This is a genomic window from Kitasatospora sp. NPDC024654 (genome assembly GCF_055559155.1).
In genome coordinates, this window is the sequence record NZ_JBVHLF010000033.1 from 1 (window position 1) to 17,180 (window position 17,180).

A 17,180-nucleotide genomic window follows, 5' to 3' on the forward strand; every position below is an offset into this window, starting at 1 on the left:
CCGAGTTCGAACGCATCATCAACCAGCAGCGAGCCGAGACCCGACAGAGGGACGAAGCCGCATAGAGACGACTCTACGTTTCCAGGGGATTGACACGCGCCGTACGGCGACGGGTGGACATGCACGCCGAGCACCAGGGGGCCGCCAGTGGACGAGGAGCACGGCGTGGGCGGCGGGCCGGCCGGCGCTGTGCAGGCCTCGGTGGATCCAGGCCCGCGCGGTCTTCTCGTGCCCCTCGCGCAGCAGCGCGTCCGCAGCTGCGTCGCCCAGGCCATCCGCCGGCCGGACGGGCATCGAACTGGTGCTCGTCCGGGCAGCCACTGCTGAACCACCAGCCGAATCGCCGGGCCGGCACGCCCTGATCTCAAACGCTCCCAAGACGTTACGCCCGGCGGGCCGTGCGCGAGCGACGTCGGCGCAGCAGCGCGGCGCCGGCGGCGAGGGTCGGCGCGGCGCTGGCGGCTGCGAGCACCGTGGTCGACGGCCCGGACGGACGGGCCGGTGCGGCGTTGGCCAGGCCGTAGCCGCCGGCCAGGCCGTTGCGGTCGTACGAGGAGCCCGGCGTCTTGTCGGCGTAGCGCTGGTGGACGAGCTTCTGGTAGTCGGTCAGCGACACACTGCTGCGGCCGCCGAGCCCGTCCCGCGCTTCCTGGTTCAGCGGCTGGACCTTGTTGCCCGCGAGGGCGTACCAGGCGTGGATCTGCGGCTCGCTGAAGACCATGCTGCCCTGGGTGGCCTTCTTGGCGTAGCTGGCGTCCTCGTCCCCGTCGCGGATCCCCGCCAGCTGCCAGGAATTGGGGCCGTGGCTGAGCAGGACGTCCGCGTGGTGGCCGTCCTTGCCGGTCACCGGTGCGGCCAGGAAGGAGAGGCACACGACGTTGTCGGCCGTCGCGGGCTTGGTGCCCTTGACGAAGTCCGGTGACAGCTCGTACAGCGCCACGGGGGCGTCCATGCTGAACGGCTGGTCGCTGTCCGCGACTGTGCCGGCCGCCGGCATGGCCGGGACGGCGTTGCCGGCCGCGGCGACCGTACCGAGGAAGCGGGAGACGGTGCTGTGGACCTGGTCAGAGGCCAGGACCTGCTGCGCGCCCGGCAGGTCCTGGACGCTCGGCCGGTCATCGGCCAGGGCCTGCGGGCAGACGGCGGTGAGCAGCGCCGTCGCGCCCATGGCGAGCGAGGCCAGGCGGGCTGCCCGCCGACCGGTGCGGTGGTGGTTTCGCATGTGGGGCGAGCCTTCCTCAGTTGTGGATCCCGATCCGGGAGTGGGTCCAGGTGAACGAGCTGTTGCTGGCGTAACTGCTGTAGTTCCACCAGGTGTAGGTCTGGGTGGAGGGCCACGGGTCGCCGACGGCGATCATGTTGGAGGACGGGTCGTAGCCGTAGATCACGTTCATGTGCCCGCCGCCGGCCGCCCAGCCGATCCGCACCGCGAACGGGCGGTTGTTGGATATCTCGTTGGCGGTCTCCGCGAAGGTCGCGCTGCGGTCGAGGTCGTAGCCGGTGTTGGCGAAGCCCATCTCCGACAGCGCGCCCGCCATGTCGTCGAGCGTGGCGGGCTGGTCGTTGCAGCTGACGCCGCTGTACTGGTGCGCGAGTTGGCAGAAGTCGGACTGGCTGTACTGGGTGTAGCCCCAGTAGTTGGCGAGGGTCAGCCCGGAGGCGTCCCAGCACCATTCGTCCTGGACCTGCTTCTGCATGGAGATGTTGAGGGTGACCGCGTCGCCGCAGGTGGGCAGGGTGTCGGTGTTCTCCGCGATGAAGGCGTCGGCGATGTAGAACGAGCCGGACCAGATCCAGCGCGCGTCGTTCTCGACCGTGTCGCCCTGGGTCTGGCATTGCATGTTCACCGTGCTGCCGATGTTCGCCTGTCCCACGACGGAAGCGGACAGGTGTGGCGCACTGCGCTCGTTGATGTACGAGTAGTTGCCCTGACCAGCGGTCACCGTGCCAGTGGAGTCCGCGAAGGCCGGCCCGGCGGTGCCGACCAGGGCGCCGGCGGTCACCAGGCCGGTGGCGACTGCGGTGAGTGCCCTCCGCCAACGGGAGGGGGGAGAACCGTGCATGCAGCGATTCCTTCTCTGAGGACAGGCGTGCCGGACCTGCACCGCGGGCAGCTGTACGCAGTGCTGCCAGGTGTTTCGTTCAGGGATATCCATGGGAGGCCGGGAAAGCCCGACCGACGAGGAGTAGTTCGGGCGCACCTGTCCGACATCGCCCCAATCGGGCGACGTGGCAAGGTGGTTCCGGAATGCGGTTCTGGTCATGGCCGAAGTGGCCATGACATCAGTCTGTGTACGGCTTCCTCATGACGATCCCCCGAAAGCAGCATGGCGAGGCACTGGCCCGACGCCTGTGGTGGCGGGACCGCCCGACGGCGAGCCCGAGTTGCGCAGACCGTGGGGTGCATCGAAACCCGCTGTGGCCTGATGGCGGATCATGTTAATGACATGCCAAGGCGTTTGGTCAAGCATCTGGAGCCAGGAAATCCGCCTCGCGAACAGGTGACCGACCAGGTACGCCGAGTGACCCCCGTGTCGCCCTGCCGGCGCCTCTGGCCTCGGCCGACGCCCGTCGGGCACTTCGCCAGCAGAATGCTTGCCACGCGACCGAGTGGTCGCTTCCACGGACCGCAGCCGGGATGTGGGCATACGCACTTCGCCGACGATCGGTCGGCATTCACGCATGCGGACCGGACTCCGCGGTGCCCGACCGCGGGCTGACTCGAGGCAGGCGAGCCAGCCGTCACCGCGCCCGCAGGAGGAGCGGCGCGGTGAGCCCCGAGTCAAGTTCTACGGGTGCGCACCACCCGGTTTCGAGGCCGAATGCAGTGCGGCATCGCACGGGAACAGCGACCCGATTTCGACTCCCACCGCAGCCTTCCCTTGCCTTGTGCGACATTGTGTCAGCTAGACGGCGAAGCCCATTCCCGGCTGATCGGCGGGTGTTTTCCCAGTCGATCGGCGGGGGTCTGACGCGCGGTTCCACCGACCCGCACAGGCTCGCGCGACGTCTTACGAAAACTCCACAACCGCGCCCTCGCGCCGGGCACATGACATGTGCAATGGTACGTTTGACGAGCCCGGGGATCTCTGTGCCAACGCCCCCGATCGCCTCGTCCGGAGGGGGATCGTCATCGTTGCCGCAGCCCATCGTCGTGCCGATCGCCGTACGACACTGCCCAGTTCGCTTTGCCGCACGACGCCTGCGTCCGCGCAGCCCACCCCGTGAGACGCTGTCGCCCGATTCGCTGCTGGTGTGTGTGGGCCTTCCTTCTGGCGAGCCGTAGCACCAGGGCGCGGACGGTCGCACGGTGCGCTGACGGCCCGGGCGTTTGGGGCGGCAGGCCTTGGCGTGGCGTCAGCGCAGCATATCGCGGCGTCAGCGCAACACCGTGTCTGGTGAGACGATCAGGTGAAGTTGGCGAAGCTGCACCCCGGGGAGGCGGTGCAGGAGCGCGGCGAGCAGCGCGTGATCAGGCCGGGTGAGCTTCGGCTTGTCGATCCGCCGGCGCAGCACGGCCAGTTGGTGGCGCAGCACCGGGATCTCGATGCCCTTCTCCCTGTCGCTCATCGGCAGCAGCCGCAGCAGCGCGAGGGTGTTGGCCGCGGCGGGGTAGGCCGGGCGCAGCAGCATGACAGGTCATGATGCCGTCAGTGCCCCGTGCAGGTGAAGATGCCGGGGCGGCACCGAGCGGGCCCGAAGATCGACGATCAAGACCGCGGCCTGTGCGGATGATTTATCGGCACCCGCACCCTCCGGACTGACCCCAGCTCTGGCGATCTCGGTGACTTCCGGTGCGGTGACGGGCGTACCAGCGCGACCGCGACCCGCTTGGACTCCGCCGTATACCGCTTACTCATGTTGCTCTTGGTTCCCACCTGAAACTACTTCCTCCGGGCTCGCCTGTCCCAGTCCAGGTGTCGAGCCGAGGGTGGAACTTCACAACGCGGCCGGCCGCTCCGCTTCAGACCTGGACGTGCTGAGCAGCCCCCCAGGGCGGGTCCCAGGTCGTGACCGAGGCGGGTGTCGGCGGTGTGGTCGCTAGTCTGCAGGCGATGTTACCGGGAACGGATCCCGTATGCGGAGCAGGTGTGCTCGAGGCGATCCGGTAGGTGTCAAGTCAAATGAGACGGTCGTGATGCCAAAAGCGCGCTACTCCTGGGTGTGCCGGATCGCGTCCAGGACGATGTGGGCGATGTGGGCGTCGCTGAGGGTGTACTCGATCTCGCGGGCCTGGCGGTGGGCGGTGACGATCCGGGCGGCCCGCAGCACTCGCAGGTGCTGGGAGACCAGGGGTTGGCTCACGCCGAGGGCGGTGACGAGTTCGTGGACGCGCTTGCCGCCGTCGGCCAGCTCGCGCACGATGCCCACCCGGACGGGGGCGGCCAGTGCGCGTAGAAGGTCGCTGGCGGCTTGGAGTTCGGGGCTCGGCTCGTCCTGTGGGGAAGTCGTTGCCATATGCGGAAGTTAGCATATGGCAACGACTTTCACTTATTCGTGCCCGGGTGCCCGCGGAGGGTGACCGGTCAGTGGTCGTCCCAGTGGCCGTCGTGGGCGGCGTGGCGGTGGCCGTCGTGGATGAAGTCGGTGTGGTCCCCGTGCGGGACGGCGACATGGCCGCAGTCCGGGCCGTGCTGGTGCTGGTGTCCGTCGTGGGTCACGTGCCCGGTGGTGGCGCACTCGTCGACGTGGTCGCCGTGCGGGCGGTGGAGGTGGTTGTCGTGGGCGTAGTCGACGTGGTCCTCATGCGGTACGGCGACGTGGCCGCAGCCCTCGCCGTGGGTGTGGGCGTGGTCGGGGTGCGGACGGTGCTCGACAGTGGCGGACATGCGCAAACCTCCTTGGTGGGTGCCTGACAAGACTGAACATTAGCATATGGCGACCCTTGCATATGTAGGCGCCTGTGCCTGATGGGAGCGTGTGCCGTTCGGAAACTTGTCGCTGCTGGTCAGGCCGCGTATCGGTATTCGTTGATGACGCCGCCGAGCACTCGCGCGCGGAGGAGCCGGTGAGCGGCCAGGTCGGCTCTTGGCGCGGGGTGCTCTTGGGCGAGGGGTGGGAGCTGATTTCGTGCCTGGTGTGGGCGATGGCGGTTGTAGTGCCGGGCGTAGGTGTCGAGGACCTGCTGGGCGTGGGTCTCGTTCCATATCAGCAGGTGGTCGAGGGCCTCGCGCCGGAGGGTTCCGGTGGCTCGTTCGCAGTGGGCGTTCGCTCGCGGAGCACGAGGTGGCGTCTTGATGACCTCCACGTCCTCAGCCTCGAAGACAGCGTCGAAGGACGCGGTGTACTTCGCGTCCCGGTCGCGGATCAGGAAACGCAGCGAGTCGACTCGTACGCCCAACTCGACCGCGAGGTTTCTCGCCTGTTGCACCGCCCAGGGGCCCGTCGGGTGGGCGGTCACCCCGGTGACGTGCAACCGTCGTGTGCCGTGCTCGAGGAACAGCGGCGCGTACACCCGGCGCAGGTCGACCAGATCGATGTGCACGAAGTCGCAGGCGATGACACCCTCGGCCTGCGCGGTCAGGAACTCGCGCCACGTCGGCCCACCGCGGCGCGGGGCGGGATCGACGCCCGCCGCCGTCAGGATCTCCCAGACCGTCGTCGCGCCGATCGGATGCCCGAGGCGGACCAGTTCGCCCCGGATCCGACGGCTGCCCCAGCGCGGATTCTCCTTGGCCAGCCGCAACACCAGCGCCTTCACCGCGCTCGCGGTCGTCGGCCGGCCGGGCCTGCCCCGCCGCTTGCTGTAGTCCCACTTCCGGGCGATCAGCCTTCGGTGCCACGCGAGCGGTGTCCCGGGCGTCACCGGAAACACCTGCGCCCACCGGCGCCGGGGGATCAGCGACGACAGTGCCGTGAACCACAGCCGGTCTGCCTGCTCGTACCGCACTGGTGCGGTGAGTTGCCTGCGCAGCACCGCGTTCTCATGCCGCAGCGCCAGGAGTTCGGCGTCCTTGGCCGTGTCCCGACGCAGCAGTGCTGCCGGAACGGCGAGCAGCTTCCGCGTCACCTTGTACACCAGTGAGACGATCACTCGGACAGGGTTCCAGGAGGCCGTGACGGCTCGCCAGACCCGCCCCGAGCAGCAGCGATGAGTTTCCGAACGGCACAGGATGAGATTGAGGGCCGTAGGTGCCAAGAGCCACGTCCGTGCTGGGCACGCTGCGTGTTGGTATTCGTGCAGGATGCCGCCGAGGCGGTCGCGTCGGTGGACGTCGAGGTGGGTGAGCCGGTCGGGTTCGGTGATGGGTTCGGCCAGTGGGCGGAGGGGCGCGGCGCTGGCGAGGCTGCGGTGGGGCCGGTGCGTGTTGTGGAACTGCTCGTACGCGTGTAGCGCGTGGAGTAGGTGGCCTGGTTCCAGGTGAGGGTGCGGTCGAGGAGCTCGGTTCGGCAGGATCGCACCCGCCCCCAGCCTTCGGCCGGGAGGTACCCCCAGCTCCGTGATCGCGTTCATGCGCGGCATCCGGACGCCGGTCTGGACGACCTCGATTCCCTCGGCCTGCAGGACGGCGTCGAAGGCGGCCGGGTAGCGGACGTCCCGGTCGCGGATCAGGAACTTCACCCTGGTGCCCGTGTCCTGAAGGTCCATGACCATGTTCCGGGCGAGCTGGGTCATCCAGGCCGCGGTGGGGTGGGCGGTCGCGCCGAGGACCCGCGCGCGTCGGGTGGCGTGCTCGATCACCGCGAGGACGGTCACGGTCGCTCCGGTCAAGGTCTTGGTCTCGAAGAAGTCGGCGGCGAGGATGGCGTGGGCTTGGGAGCGCAGGAATGTCGCCCAGGTGGTGTGGTCGCGTTCGGGTGCGGGGTCGATGCCGTGTTCCTTGAGGATGTTCCACACGGTGGAGGCGGCGACCTTGATGCCGAGGGTCGCGAGTTCGCCGTGGATGCGCCGGTAGCCCCAGGTGCGGTTCTCGTCGGCGAGCCGGAGCACCAGGGCGCGGACGGAGCGCACGGTGCGCGGACGACCGGGACGTTTGGGGCGGGAGGCCTTGGCGTGGCGGCGGCGGAGCAGGTCGCGGTGCCAGCGCAGGAGCGTGTCGGGGGAGGCGATCAGCTGGAGTTGCCGAAGGTGTGTCCGGGGGAGGTGGTGCAGGAGTGCGGCGGAGCAGCGCGCGGTCGGGCCGGGTGAGCTTCGGTTTGTCGGTCTGTCGCTGTAGCACGGCCAGTCGGTGGCGTAGCGCCAGGATCTCGGCGTCCTTGTCGCGGTCGCCCATCGGCAGGAGCCGTATCAAGGCGAACACACACGCCAGGTAGGGCAGTCGCAGCAGCACCGGACCATCCTGGAACCGGCCGGAGCCAGCCGGCAATCACCGAGCGAGACCTCCGCTGTCACTCGACCGGCCGGCCTCGCGACAGCGCCCACAGTCAACTGACCAGCACGGACGTGGTTCTTGGCACCTGCACCGCCCGACGACGACCGGCTGCACCGCTACCACCCGACCACCCGGCAACTGCACCTCGCACCGCGGCTGAGGCCCGGTCAGCGGGCCATCCGGACAGCCACCCAGCTCGCCTACCCGGAGCACGACCGGCTGCTGTCCAAACCGGCCGCCCAGGACAGCCCCGAGGGATCGCAGGCCTGGTCGCTCACCCGGATCGCCTGGCCAACTACTACGCCGCCGCGCTCGTGCTGCCCTACACCGCCTTCCACACCGCGGCGGAGTCGGCCCGCTACGACATCGAACACCTCGTGGACCACCTCGGCGTCGGCTACGAGACCGTCTGCCACCGGCTCAGCACCCTCCAGCGCCCCCGGCTGCGCGGGGTGCCGTTCTCCTTCGTCCGCGTCGACCGGGCCGGCAACGTCTCCAAACGGCGGTCCGCCACCGGCTTCCACCTCTCCCGCACCGGCGGCACCTGCCGCTCCGGAACGTCTACGAGGCCTCCGCCGCGCCCGGACGCGTGCACGTCCAGATCGCGGCCAAGCCGGACGGGCAGCGCTACCTGTGGACCGCCCGGGCGGTGACCCGCTCGCCCGCCGGCTGGGGCCGCCCCGGCAAGATCTTCGCCATCGGCCTGGGCTGCAAGGTCTGCGAGCACCCGTCATGCCCGCAGCGCTCCGCTTCGCCCATCGGCCGCCCGCTGGTGATCGACCAGCACGTCAGCAGCTTCGTCCCCTACCCGGTCCAGGGCGAGAACCGGGTCGACACTCCGGACTTCGGGCGGCGGCGCGCGCGGGGGCGGGCATGACCGAGGAGGCGTCTAGCTGCTGAGGGAGGGGAGGACGGCGGGCTCGGCCGGGTGAGGCCGCCGAGTTCGGTGGCAGTCTCGGCGCGGACGGCCTTCGTCAGGTCGGGGGTGTCTTGTCGCACCCAAGCCTGAGCAGTCTCATCGACCCTTGAGCGGTCGAACCATGTCCGCCACGCAACCCCCACGAGGCGTCGCCGTCGTGCGGGTCGAGGGGCGGCTCCAGATGGGGACCGGGCCGGCTGCGCCCGGCCCCATGCCGTCGGCAGTGTGGCCTACTGCTCGAGCACCACGACGTTCTCGGCCTGTGGCCCCTTCGCTCCCTGCACCAGGTCGTATTCGACCCTGTCGTTGTCCATGAGGGATTTGAAGCCGTGGGACTGGATCGCAGAAAAGTGCACGAAGACGTCCAGCCCGCCGTCGTCCTGGCTGATGAATCCGAATCCCTTGTCCGCGTTGAACCACTTCACGGTTCCTGTCGCCATCGCACGTCCCTCACACTGAGTGTCCACTGCTCGGCTTATGTTCCCCCGGCCGGGCCGCCACGAACCCTGTGATCACTTGGGGTGAGCCGATGGCACTCTGACCTGCACCCTCAAGGTCGAGTGGGACGAACCGGGAGTCGTCAGCCTCCGGTGAGGTTCGCTGGGCTTCGGTGCGGCAGGGCAGGGAGCGTCGAGGTCGTGTAGGACGCCGGCCTGTGGGTCGATTCGAGCAGGCGTGCGGTTTGCCCGCGTCCTGGCCGCCAGGACGGTTGCCGGCGCCGCTCTCCCGCGGTCGGTTCCTCTGACTGCTCCCCACCGGCGGCGGTGCTGAGCTGCCGTGCCACAATCAGGTCCGCTATGACCACGTACCAGCACCTTCGAGCCGCGCGAACCGGGATGTTCGCGGTGGTGTGTGTGCTCTTCGCCGCCGTGGGGCACGTCCTCATGTCCGGTGTGGGCGTGCCGGCCTGGACTCTGGCGGGTGCGCTGGTCGGAACCTGCGCGGTCGCCTGGGTGCTCGCCGGGCGCGAGCGCGGGTCGGTGTTCGTCACGGCGGCGACCGTGACGGTCCAGCTTCTGCTGCATGCCTGGTTCTCCCTCGGCCAGGCCACCGCTTCGACCTCAGGGGGCGGGAAAGGCGGCGCGGAGCGGCTCACCGACGCCTGGGCGCATCTCCTGGTCTGCGCGCCGACGGGGCAACGCCTGCCGAGCGCGCTGGCCGCGCAGGTGGTCGGCGCCTCCGGGATCTTCGGGCCGCCGCCGGTGTCCTCCGGGCACGGCGCCGCCGCTGCCGCCGATGCGATGGCGTCCATGGCGTCCATGGCCTCCATGGCTGGGATGAGCGGCATGGGCTCCCCTCCCGGCGCCAGCTCGGCGCCCCCGCCCGGTTCGATGGCCGGTATGAGCATGGCCCCGGGCGGTCACGGCATGCTCGGGATGTTCGCGGCCCACTTGGTGGCCGCGCTGCTGTGCGGGCTGTGGCTCGCGCATGGCGAGCGTGTGGTGTTCGGGCTCGTCCGGACGCTGGCCGCGCGTCGACGCCTCGCGCTCGGCCTGATCCGCTGGTGCTGGGCCTGGCTTCTCCCGCAGCCGCAGGACCGGCCGCAGGTGCGCGCCGATCGCTTCGGCAGCGTCCATCCGCCGCGTTCCCTCCTTCTGGTTCGTGCTCTGGCCTTCCGAGGCCCTCCGCTGGGAACCCCTGCCGCCGTCTGACGGCGGCAGCCACTTCTGACGACGTCACTCACTTCCTGGCGCCACCGCGCCGACCCCAACCGTCAGCCGGGTACCCGCCCACGCGCCCGTGCCCGCATGCGCTGACACGCCCGCGCGTGCCTGCGCGGCTCGGCGGGGTGCTCGGGTGCGGCGCTATGCGCTCGGTGGACGCGTCGTCAGCTTTCCCGACCGCCGGGCCCGCGGACGCTCGCTTGCCTCCGCCCGCCCTTGCCGGTCATCCGTCACCGAGCCCGTGGACGGCCCTGCGGCCGCCACGGCTCCGTCCGGCACACCGCCGTACCGCGATGCCGCATGCCCTCCGGGCCGCATCGCCACGCAGGCGTGCCACTGGACGTCGACGGTTCCTCCGAAGACGAAGTGAAAGTTCCCATGACCGAAATCCAGAGTCCGCCCACCACCCGTACCGCTGCGGCACGACCGCAGTTGCCACAGTCACCGCAGTCGCCGTGCCCGGCCGACGGTGTGACGGCCGAGGCGCCGAACCCCGCCAGGCCGAGGCGGGGGCTGCCCCCCAGGCTCCAGGGCACGCTCGTCCTGGCTGTCGGCGTGCTGTCCACGCTCGCGCTCTACCTGTACATCGCCCACCTGCAGGCCCACGGACGCAGTGCGGCGGCGCTGTCCATGCCCAGTATGGGCATGCAGGACATGGGCAAGTTCTGGGCGTTCCCGGTGCTTCAGGCCTCCGGGCTGACCGGCCTGTGTTTCTCCTTCCTCAGTGTGCTGCTCGGTCTGCAGCAGTCGGGCCGCGCGATGGCCTGGGCGCGGATGTCGTACCGCCAGGTGGACCGGTTGCACCGGCAGATCTCGCTGCTGGTGATCGGGCTGGTGCTGGTGCACGTCGTGGCGACATTGTTCGACGCGATGGGCGATGACTGGAAGAGCGTGTTCATCCCGGGCAGCTGGGCGCACCAGAGCTGGCCGCAGGGTGAATGGGGCTACGACCTCGGCATCGTCGCGTTCTACCTGTTGCTGCTGCTCGCACCGACGTTCTACGTCCGCCGGGGCATCGGTGCGAACCGGTGGCGTTTCCTGCACCGGTTCGTCCTGGTCTTCTACATCCTCGCCGTGTGGCACACGCTCGTCCTGGGCGCCGACGTCGGCCACTACAGCTGGATCCGCCCGCTGATCTGGCTGGCCCAGATCCCGCTGCTGATGCTGTTCGCCCGCCGCCTGCTGCAGCCGGCCCGCAAGGGCGAGGGCAAGACCGGCACGCGGCCGGCCGCCTGGGCGAGCGTGGTCCGGTACGTGCTCGTCTCGGCCGCGGTGATCGCCGTCGTACTGGACGCCGTGATCGTGGTCACCGGCCACTCCGCCTTCATCGCCAACATCTGACCCACCGCGCCATCCGCGCGGAGCGGGCAGTCGCATCCGCCTCTGTAGCGACTGCCCGCCCCGCGCGGCCTCGCAGGCACATGCGGATCCCGCACGATCCGCCACAGCCCACCTCGCACAGGAAGACCCCCACGCCATGGCCCGGTCCATACCCACCCCGTCCGCCGCCCGCTCGGTCTTGACCCGCCGCGGGCTCGCGCTCCTCGGCATCCTCGGCCTGTCCGGCGCGGCCCTCCTCGGCTGCTCGTCACAGGGCGGTGGCAGCAGTCACGCCGCGGCGAGCGCGAGCGCCGGCCCGGCGCCATCGACCGCCACAGGGCACGCGTCCACCGGCGCGATCAGCGTCACCGGTGCCTACCTCCCCGCCCCCGCCTCCCCGTCCGTGGCCACCGCGTACTTCACCATCGCCAACACGGCCGGGACGGCGGACACGCTGGAGTCACTCGACTCCTCCCAGGCCGCCTCGGTCGCCCTGCACACCACCGTCTCCACCGGCGGCGGCTCGGAGGAGATGGTCCCCCTGAGCGGTGGACTGGCCGTCCCCGCGCACGGATCGGTGACCCTGGCACCCGCCCAGGGGATCCACGTGATGATCAATCAACCCGCCCAGCAGTGGAAGCCGGGCGCGAGCGTCGTCCTCGTCCTGCACTTCGCGCACGCCGGAGCCCTCTCGCTGACCGTGCCGGTGCTCCCCACCCTCGCAGCAGCTGGCGGAGGCACGGCGACCATGCCCCCGATGCCCGGCATGCCCCCGATGCCCGGCATGCCCGGCATGCCCGGCATGTAGTCCGAGCGAGGACACCGCTCCCGCCCGACCCACGACTGGGGATTCCCCGCAAGGAGTGCGATGAACGTCGCCCGACTGGCCGGATCCATGCCGGGCATGTCAGACATGCCCGGCATGGACATGGGCCACATGACCCCCTCGATGAGCGGGCCGATGTGGATGCCCACCGATCCGCCCACCCTCGCCCGGCTCCTGGCCTGGCACCCGCAGCCCGCGCCCGCCGAACTCGCCGCCGTCCTGCTGCTCGCCACGCTCTACGGCTGGGGCCTGCTCCGGCTGCGGCACCGAGGCGACCAGTGGCCGCCCGGCCGGACCACCGCCTTCGCCCTGGGCCTGCTCACCATCCTCGCCGTCACCTGCACCGGCATCGGCGGATACGGCATGGAACTGTTCAGCGTCCACATGGTCCAGCACATGGTGCTCTCGATGCTCTCCCCGATCCTGCTGCTCCTCGGCGCGCCGGTGACCCTGGCCCTGCGCGCCCTGCCCACCGCCCACCGTGGTCGGACCGGCCCGCGCGAGCTGTTGGTCCGCCTGCTCCACAGCCGCTACGTCCGCGTGGTCTCCTCCCCGCTCTTCACCCTGCCGCTGTTCATCGCCAGCCTCTACGGCCTCTACTTCACCCCGCTGTTCGACTGGCTCATGAGCAGCTGGCTGGGGCACGAGTTCATGCTCGTGCACTTCCTCGCGGTCGGACTGCTGTTCTTCTGGCCGATCATGGGGATCGATCCGTCCCCACGCAGGACCCCCCACCTGATCCGGATGCTGGAACTGTTCATCGGCATGCCCTTCCACGCCTTCTTCGGCGTCGCGGTCATGATGTCCACCAGCCTCCTCACCACCTACTACGCCACTCCGCCGACGGCCTGGCAGATCAGCGCACTCTCTGACCAGAAGACGGGCGGCGGCATCGCCTGGGCCTTCAGCGAGATCCCCACCCTGCTCGTCCTGCTCGCCCTGTTCGTCCAGTGGCTCGCCGCAGACCGGCGCGACGCCGCACGCAAGGACCGCAAGGCCGACCGTGACAACGACGCCGAACTCGCCGCCTACAACGCCTACCTCACCGGCCTGGCCGGTCGTCGCACCGCCGCCGGCGGTGTCCCCCTGGTGGAGACCGACTGACCGGACGGGGCACCACCCGGAACGGTCCGAGAGGGGAGAGGTGGGAGCGGTCCCGGCAGGCGTTTCCCCCGTGCAGGCGCCAACCGACTCGGCCTTCCCCGTCCCGGGGCCGCGGGCTGCGAATGCGAACTCGACCGCGTCGCACGCCGCTTGCACACCCCTTGTGCTTCCGTGCGCGGTGTGTGCCCCCGTGCTCCGGGCTCTCACGACCCTCCACCCTGGATGGTGCGGAGGAAGGGGGAGCACGCGGATGCGACAACCCGAGCTGGTGGCATGGCTCTTCGTCTCGTTGATGACCGCGACCGGGCTGCTCTGCCTGGCCCGATGCCGTCTGGCATCCCAACTGGTCGGTGAGGAGGGGAGGTTGGAGGCATCCTCGGCACTCAAGGGGCTGGGCATGGCGGTGATGGCCCTCCCAATCGGTACCGGCCTGGCCCTACCCGAAGGCCTGTGGGTGGCCGTCCTGGTGCCGGCCGGCCTGTGGTCGGCGGCTGCCGCCGTGCGCTCCGCGGACCACCGACGGCACCATCTGGTGCATGCGGTCGGGCATCTGGCCATGGTCTACATGGCCGTGTCCATGGCCGGGCGGATGACGAACGCGGCCGGTGCCATGCCGGTGATGCCCGGCATGGCACCTGTGGCGGGCACCACCTGGCTCACCGGTGCGCTGCTGGTGTTCTTCGGCGCGGGCGCAGTCGTCAGCTGCACCCGCCTGTTCGACTTCGCCGTGGGCCCGTCCACTGCCCGACGGCACAGCGGAGTCGGGGTGCTGTGGTCGCCGCAGTGGCCCGAGGCATGTCACCTGGTACTGGGCGTGGGCATGTTCACGATGCTGCTGGCGATGTAGGCCAGCGCTGCTGGTCACCGACGCGAGTGTGCCGGGCGCCCATGGCCTCGGCGCGGGCGTGGCGTTGGGCGTGGACCTCGGCCCGCTGTTCGGCGGTTTCGGTGAGCACCTCGCGGCGGACGCGCTTGGGGAGGCGGTCGATGTAGAGCTTGCCGTCGAGGTGGTCGGTTTCGTGTTGGAGGCAGCGGGCGAAGTAGCCGGTGCCCTCGATCACCAGTGGGTTGCCTTCCTTGTCGAGGCCGCGGACCACGGCGTGGTCGGCGCGGCCGAGCTCACGCCGCGAGCCGGGGACGGACAGGCAGCCTTCGCGCTCGCGTCGAGCAGGCGCCGGGGTCCGGTGGGTTCGTCGAGGACCGGGTCGAGGATGTGGCCGACGTGTCGGATGCCGTCGTCGTCGGCGCAGTCGTAGACGAACAGGCGCGGGTCGACGCCGACCTGGTTCGCGGCGAGTCCGGCACCTCGGGCCACGTACATGGTGAGGAACATGTCGTCGATCAGCCTGGACAGTTGAGCGGTGCCGAATTCGGTCGCCGGTCGGCAGGGGCGGTGCAGGATGTCCTCGCCGACTTCGGTGATCCGCAGGACCCGCCCCCGGGCAGCCTCGGTGCCGGGTAGGGGTGGGTGTCGGTGACCGAGTTGTACCATTCGCCGACCTGGTGTGGGTGTCGGTGGTGCTGGGCCTTGGCGGGTCCTGATCTGCGGCGAACGAGGCCACAGAGGCGGCCTTCACCGGACCACCCCCGCGTCGGCGGGGAGAATTCTTCGCGACCTGCGGTTCAGGTTCATGGGCCGTGCAGCAGGCCCGCAACGTCACTGCCGGCCTGGGCGTGCGCATGGAGTCGATGCGCTTCTTGCTGCGCGACCGCGCTGGCAAGTACAGGCTGTCGTTCGACGCTGTCCAGGTCTCGCCTGATCGAACGAGCCGCACCCGGATCTTCTGTGGCGGCTCGCGAAGCTGTCAGCAGGGAAGCCGCGCCCTACCGCCGCCACCGGCGCGGTTGGCGCCACCCGACGGGGTCGACGTCCGGACCTGGCTGGCCCGCGAGCGGTCGCCCGGCCGTCCTCGCTCCTGGCGAGGGCATGTATTGACTGCACTTCTTGACTCTACAGTTCAAGGCAGTCACAATATTGTCAGTATTGGTTCGCATGATGAGTCGGCACGTATTTTCCAGAACGGGCTGTTTCAATCGGAGGGATCGTCATGGCCGAGTCCATGAAGCACGTACCGGACGACGAGAACGAAGTTCACGACGTCCTGAACTTCACTGACCCGGGTCGCTGCCGTGTCACTCCCGTCCTCCAGTTGCCACCCGAGAGTGCCCTCGCGGTGACCGCGGCGCTCTGCGGTGTCGTTCAGCAGGCTCGTCGGGCACCTGCTGCCACCAGCCCCGGAGTCGAGGGGATCGTACGGTCGCAGACCTTCGAGGAAGGTGACGTCTACCTGCTCAGTACTCCTTTCGAGGGGTTCTTTGCGGACCGTTATCTTATGGACTTCTATGATGTCGGGGAGCGTGACATCTGCGCCCGGATGCACCTCCATACCGGTCTGCGATTCGTCCGAATGATGACGGGCCCGGGCACACGGATCCTGGTTTCCAGTCTCTCTCCGATCGACGTGACGCACATAGCCGGCGTCACGCCTTTCCGGCCTGAGACGTTCGAGGACGATGCTCCCGATGTTCCAGTCGGCCACCGGCGCGCACGGTACAATCTGGTCATCCCGGAGAACTCCTGGGCCGACATGCAGATCCCGCGCGCTGTCAGCCATCAGTTCAACGCCCACGGTCCCCACGCGGTCATCGACTCGGTGCACCCGGAGGAGTCGATCGAGACGTTCCGTGAGCGGATGAGCGGTCTCAGGATGATGGCTCAGACCATCTTCCTCGCCGACGAGCAGCCCGCTTCCGAGCTCTGCAGCATCAAGTAGGACCGCGGGTGGCGCCGGTGGTGGTGTTGCCGGCACCGTCGGGGTGTGCGGCAGTGCGCCTCACCGGGTGGCGGTCAGCGGCGTGTAGGCGTCGGGGCGGCGAGTGGTGTTGAAGGGGAAGAGCTCGAGCCAGTCGTGGCGCTGGTCGAGGTCAAGGTCGGAAACCAGGACGGCGGCCTCGTCGCGCGGGGCCTGGGCGATGCCCGGGAAGTCGGCGGCGACCTCCGGATCGGAGTCGGCCATGCAGGTGCGGGCGACGGGCGTCAGCTCGGGCAGCGCCGGGTCGCGGAAGCCGAGCAGCCGCATGGAGCGCACGGCGCGGCGCAGGATGCGGCGCAGCACGTAGCCGCGTCCCTCGTTGCCGGGGGCGGTGCCGTCGGCCAGGAGCATGAGGGCGGTGCGCACGTGGTCGGCGACCACTCGCAGCCGCACGTCCGCCTGCGGGTCGGCACCGTACCGGATGCCGGCCAGTCGCGCGGCATGCTCGTAGAGGTTGGGGGCGTCCTGGAGGAGGGTGGCCATGCGCTCCAGGCCCATGCCGGTGTCGATGTTGCGACGCGGAAGTTCACCGAGGATCGGGTAGCCGCTCTTGCCGGCGTCCTCGCCCCGCTCGTACTGCATGAAGACGAGGTTCCAGAACTCCATGTACCGGTCCTCGTCGACCGCTGGGCCGCCCTCGCGGCCGAGCGCGGGTCCACGGTCGTAGTACAGCTCGGAACAGGGACCACAGGGCCCGGGCATGCCCATGGACCAGAAGTTGTCCTCGTCACCGCGCTCGACGATCCGCGTCGTGGGCAGGCCGGAGACGCGGCGCCAGATGGCGGCCGCCTCGCCGTCGCTGCGGTGGACGGTCACCCAGATCCGCCCGGGGTCGAGCCCGAAACCTCCCCTCGGCCCGCGTGCCGGTGGACAGTTCCCAGGCATGGGCGATGGCCTGCTCCCTGAAGTAGTCGCCGAAGGAGAAGTTGCCGTTCATCTGGAAGAACGACCCGTGCCGGGTGGTCCTGCCGACCTCCTCGATGTCCAGGGTGCGCACGCACTTCTGCACGCTGGAGGCCCGCGGCCAGGGTGCTTCGGCCTCGCCGGTCAGGTAGGGCTTGAACGGCACCATGCCGGCGTTGACGAACAGCAGGGTCGCATCCGGCGCCGGCAGGGGCGCGGACGGGACGACGGAGTGGCCGCGCTCGGCGAAGTGGTCGAGGAAGCGCCGGCGGATCTCGGCGGTCTGCACGATGTGCTCCAGAACGGGCAGGGGGGCGG

At 69.7% G+C, this 17,180-nt stretch carries 13 protein-coding genes and 4 pseudogenes; 7 read left to right on the forward strand and 10 right to left on the reverse strand.

What is annotated here, in order from left to right:
• Positions 1-382: 382 nt before the first annotated feature.
• The 7 genes and pseudogenes from ACZ38L_RS20285 to ACZ38L_RS20315 form a co-directional block, all read right to left on the reverse strand.
• On the reverse strand, positions 383-1,222 hold the full coding sequence (locus ACZ38L_RS20285; protein WP_465695213.1) for a hypothetical protein: 840 nt from the start codon (positions 1,220-1,222) through the stop codon (positions 383-385).
• A 16-nt stretch (positions 1,223-1,238) separates the two neighbouring features.
• Positions 1,239-2,063 (reverse strand): papain-like cysteine protease family protein, encoded by an 825-nt coding sequence (locus ACZ38L_RS20290; protein ID WP_465695215.1) that lies wholly within the window; start codon positions 2,061-2,063, stop codon positions 1,239-1,241.
• A gap of 1,315 nt (positions 2,064-3,378) precedes the next feature.
• Entirely contained in the window at positions 3,379-3,633 is a 255-nt protein-coding gene (locus tag ACZ38L_RS20295) for a hypothetical protein (protein WP_465695217.1), read from the reverse strand.
• A gap of 519 nt (positions 3,634-4,152) precedes the next feature.
• On the reverse strand, positions 4,153-4,458 hold the full coding sequence (locus ACZ38L_RS20300) for an ArsR/SmtB family transcription factor (protein ID WP_465695221.1): 306 nt from the start codon (positions 4,456-4,458) through the stop codon (positions 4,153-4,155).
• A 68-nt stretch (positions 4,459-4,526) separates the two neighbouring features.
• Positions 4,527-4,829, reverse strand: coding sequence for a hypothetical protein (locus tag ACZ38L_RS20305; RefSeq protein ID WP_465695226.1), 303 nt, complete (start codon positions 4,827-4,829; stop codon positions 4,527-4,529).
• A gap of 119 nt (positions 4,830-4,948) precedes the next feature.
• The gene (locus ACZ38L_RS20310) at positions 4,949-6,034 is read right to left on the reverse strand and encodes an integrase core domain-containing protein (RefSeq protein WP_465695410.1); all 1,086 of its coding nucleotides are present in this window, start codon (positions 6,032-6,034) and stop codon (positions 4,949-4,951) included.
• A 126-nt stretch (positions 6,035-6,160) separates the two neighbouring features.
• Positions 6,161-7,271: pseudogene (locus ACZ38L_RS20315) on the reverse strand (IS3 family transposase); the annotation flags it as partial.
• 144 nt (positions 7,272-7,415) lie between these two features.
• Between ACZ38L_RS20315 and ACZ38L_RS20320 the strand changes: the two are divergent.
• A pseudogene (locus ACZ38L_RS20320) lies at positions 7,416-8,190 on the forward strand (helix-turn-helix domain-containing protein); the annotation flags it as partial.
• A 272-nt stretch (positions 8,191-8,462) separates the two neighbouring features.
• Here ACZ38L_RS20320 and ACZ38L_RS20325 read toward each other — a convergent pair.
• The gene (locus ACZ38L_RS20325; protein ID WP_465695229.1) at positions 8,463-8,672 is read right to left on the reverse strand and encodes a cold-shock protein; all 210 of its coding nucleotides are present in this window, start codon (positions 8,670-8,672) and stop codon (positions 8,463-8,465) included.
• Between the two features lie 357 nt (positions 8,673-9,029).
• Between ACZ38L_RS20325 and ACZ38L_RS20330 the strand changes: the two genes are divergently transcribed.
• The 5 genes from ACZ38L_RS20330 to ACZ38L_RS20350 all read left to right on the forward strand — a co-directional run bounded on the left by ACZ38L_RS20330 (position 9,030) and on the right by ACZ38L_RS20350 (position 13,993).
• Positions 9,030-9,884, forward strand: a complete 855-nt coding sequence (locus tag ACZ38L_RS20330) for a hypothetical protein (RefSeq protein WP_465695233.1) — start codon at positions 9,030-9,032, stop codon at positions 9,882-9,884.
• A gap of 567 nt (positions 9,885-10,451) precedes the next feature.
• Entirely contained in the window at positions 10,452-11,237 is a 786-nt protein-coding gene (locus tag ACZ38L_RS20335; RefSeq protein WP_465695236.1) for a ferric reductase-like transmembrane domain-containing protein, read from the forward strand.
• 136 nt (positions 11,238-11,373) lie between these two features.
• Positions 11,374-12,024: a copper chaperone PCu(A)C gene (locus ACZ38L_RS20340; protein WP_465695238.1), complete on the forward strand. Its 651-nt coding sequence runs from the start codon at positions 11,374-11,376 to the stop codon at positions 12,022-12,024.
• Positions 12,025-12,165: 141 nt separating this feature from the next.
• On the forward strand, positions 12,166-13,146 hold the full coding sequence (locus ACZ38L_RS20345) for a cytochrome c oxidase assembly protein (RefSeq protein ID WP_465695412.1): 981 nt from the start codon (positions 12,166-12,168) through the stop codon (positions 13,144-13,146).
• Positions 13,147-13,396: 250 nt separating this feature from the next.
• Complete coding sequence (locus ACZ38L_RS20350) at positions 13,397-13,993, forward strand: DUF5134 domain-containing protein (RefSeq protein ID WP_465695240.1); 597 nt, start codon at positions 13,397-13,399, stop codon at positions 13,991-13,993.
• Here ACZ38L_RS20350 and def read toward each other — a convergent pair.
• A pseudogene (gene def, locus ACZ38L_RS20355) lies at positions 13,971-14,638 on the reverse strand (peptide deformylase). The gene ACZ38L_RS20350 and the pseudogene def sit on opposite strands and share 23 nt — an antisense overlap.
• Before the next feature lie 556 nt (positions 14,639-15,194).
• On the opposite strand from def, the gene ACZ38L_RS20360 reads away from it, so the two are divergent.
• The gene (locus ACZ38L_RS20360) at positions 15,195-15,920 is read left to right on the forward strand and encodes a hypothetical protein (protein WP_465695242.1); all 726 of its coding nucleotides are present in this window, start codon (positions 15,195-15,197) and stop codon (positions 15,918-15,920) included.
• 171 nt (positions 15,921-16,091) lie between these two features.
• Here ACZ38L_RS20360 and ACZ38L_RS20365 read toward each other — a convergent pair.
• Positions 16,092-17,151, reverse strand: a pseudogene (locus ACZ38L_RS20365) (alanine--tRNA ligase-related protein); the annotation flags it as partial.
• Between the last annotated feature and the right edge of the window lie 29 nt (positions 17,152-17,180).

Bases quoted from the DNA above. Each gene is read 5' to 3' on its own strand.
- ACZ38L_RS20295 (WP_465695217.1), bottom strand. From the start codon at position 3,633: ATGCTGCTGCGCCCGGCCTACCCCGCCGCGGCCAACACCCTCGCGCTG.
- ACZ38L_RS20330 (WP_465695233.1), top strand. From the start codon at position 9,030: ATGACCACGTACCAGCACCTTCGAGCCGCGCGAACCGGGATGTTCGCG.
- ACZ38L_RS20305 (WP_465695226.1), bottom strand. From the start codon at position 4,829: ATGTCCGCCACTGTCGAGCACCGTCCGCACCCCGACCACGCCCACACC.
- ACZ38L_RS20325 (WP_465695229.1), bottom strand. From the start codon at position 8,672: ATGGCGACAGGAACCGTGAAGTGGTTCAACGCGGACAAGGGATTCGGA.
- ACZ38L_RS20300 (WP_465695221.1), bottom strand. From the start codon at position 4,458: ATGGCAACGACTTCCCCACAGGACGAGCCGAGCCCCGAACTCCAAGCC.
- ACZ38L_RS20360 (WP_465695242.1), top strand. From the start codon at position 15,195: ATGGCCGAGTCCATGAAGCACGTACCGGACGACGAGAACGAAGTTCAC.
- ACZ38L_RS20350 (WP_465695240.1), top strand. From the start codon at position 13,397: ATGCGACAACCCGAGCTGGTGGCATGGCTCTTCGTCTCGTTGATGACC.
- ACZ38L_RS20285 (WP_465695213.1), bottom strand. From the start codon at position 1,222: ATGCGAAACCACCACCGCACCGGTCGGCGGGCAGCCCGCCTGGCCTCG.
- ACZ38L_RS20340 (WP_465695238.1), top strand. From the start codon at position 11,374: ATGGCCCGGTCCATACCCACCCCGTCCGCCGCCCGCTCGGTCTTGACC.
- ACZ38L_RS20345 (WP_465695412.1), top strand. From the start codon at position 12,166: ATGAGCGGGCCGATGTGGATGCCCACCGATCCGCCCACCCTCGCCCGG.
- ACZ38L_RS20290 (WP_465695215.1), bottom strand. From the start codon at position 2,063: ATGCACGGTTCTCCCCCCTCCCGTTGGCGGAGGGCACTCACCGCAGTC.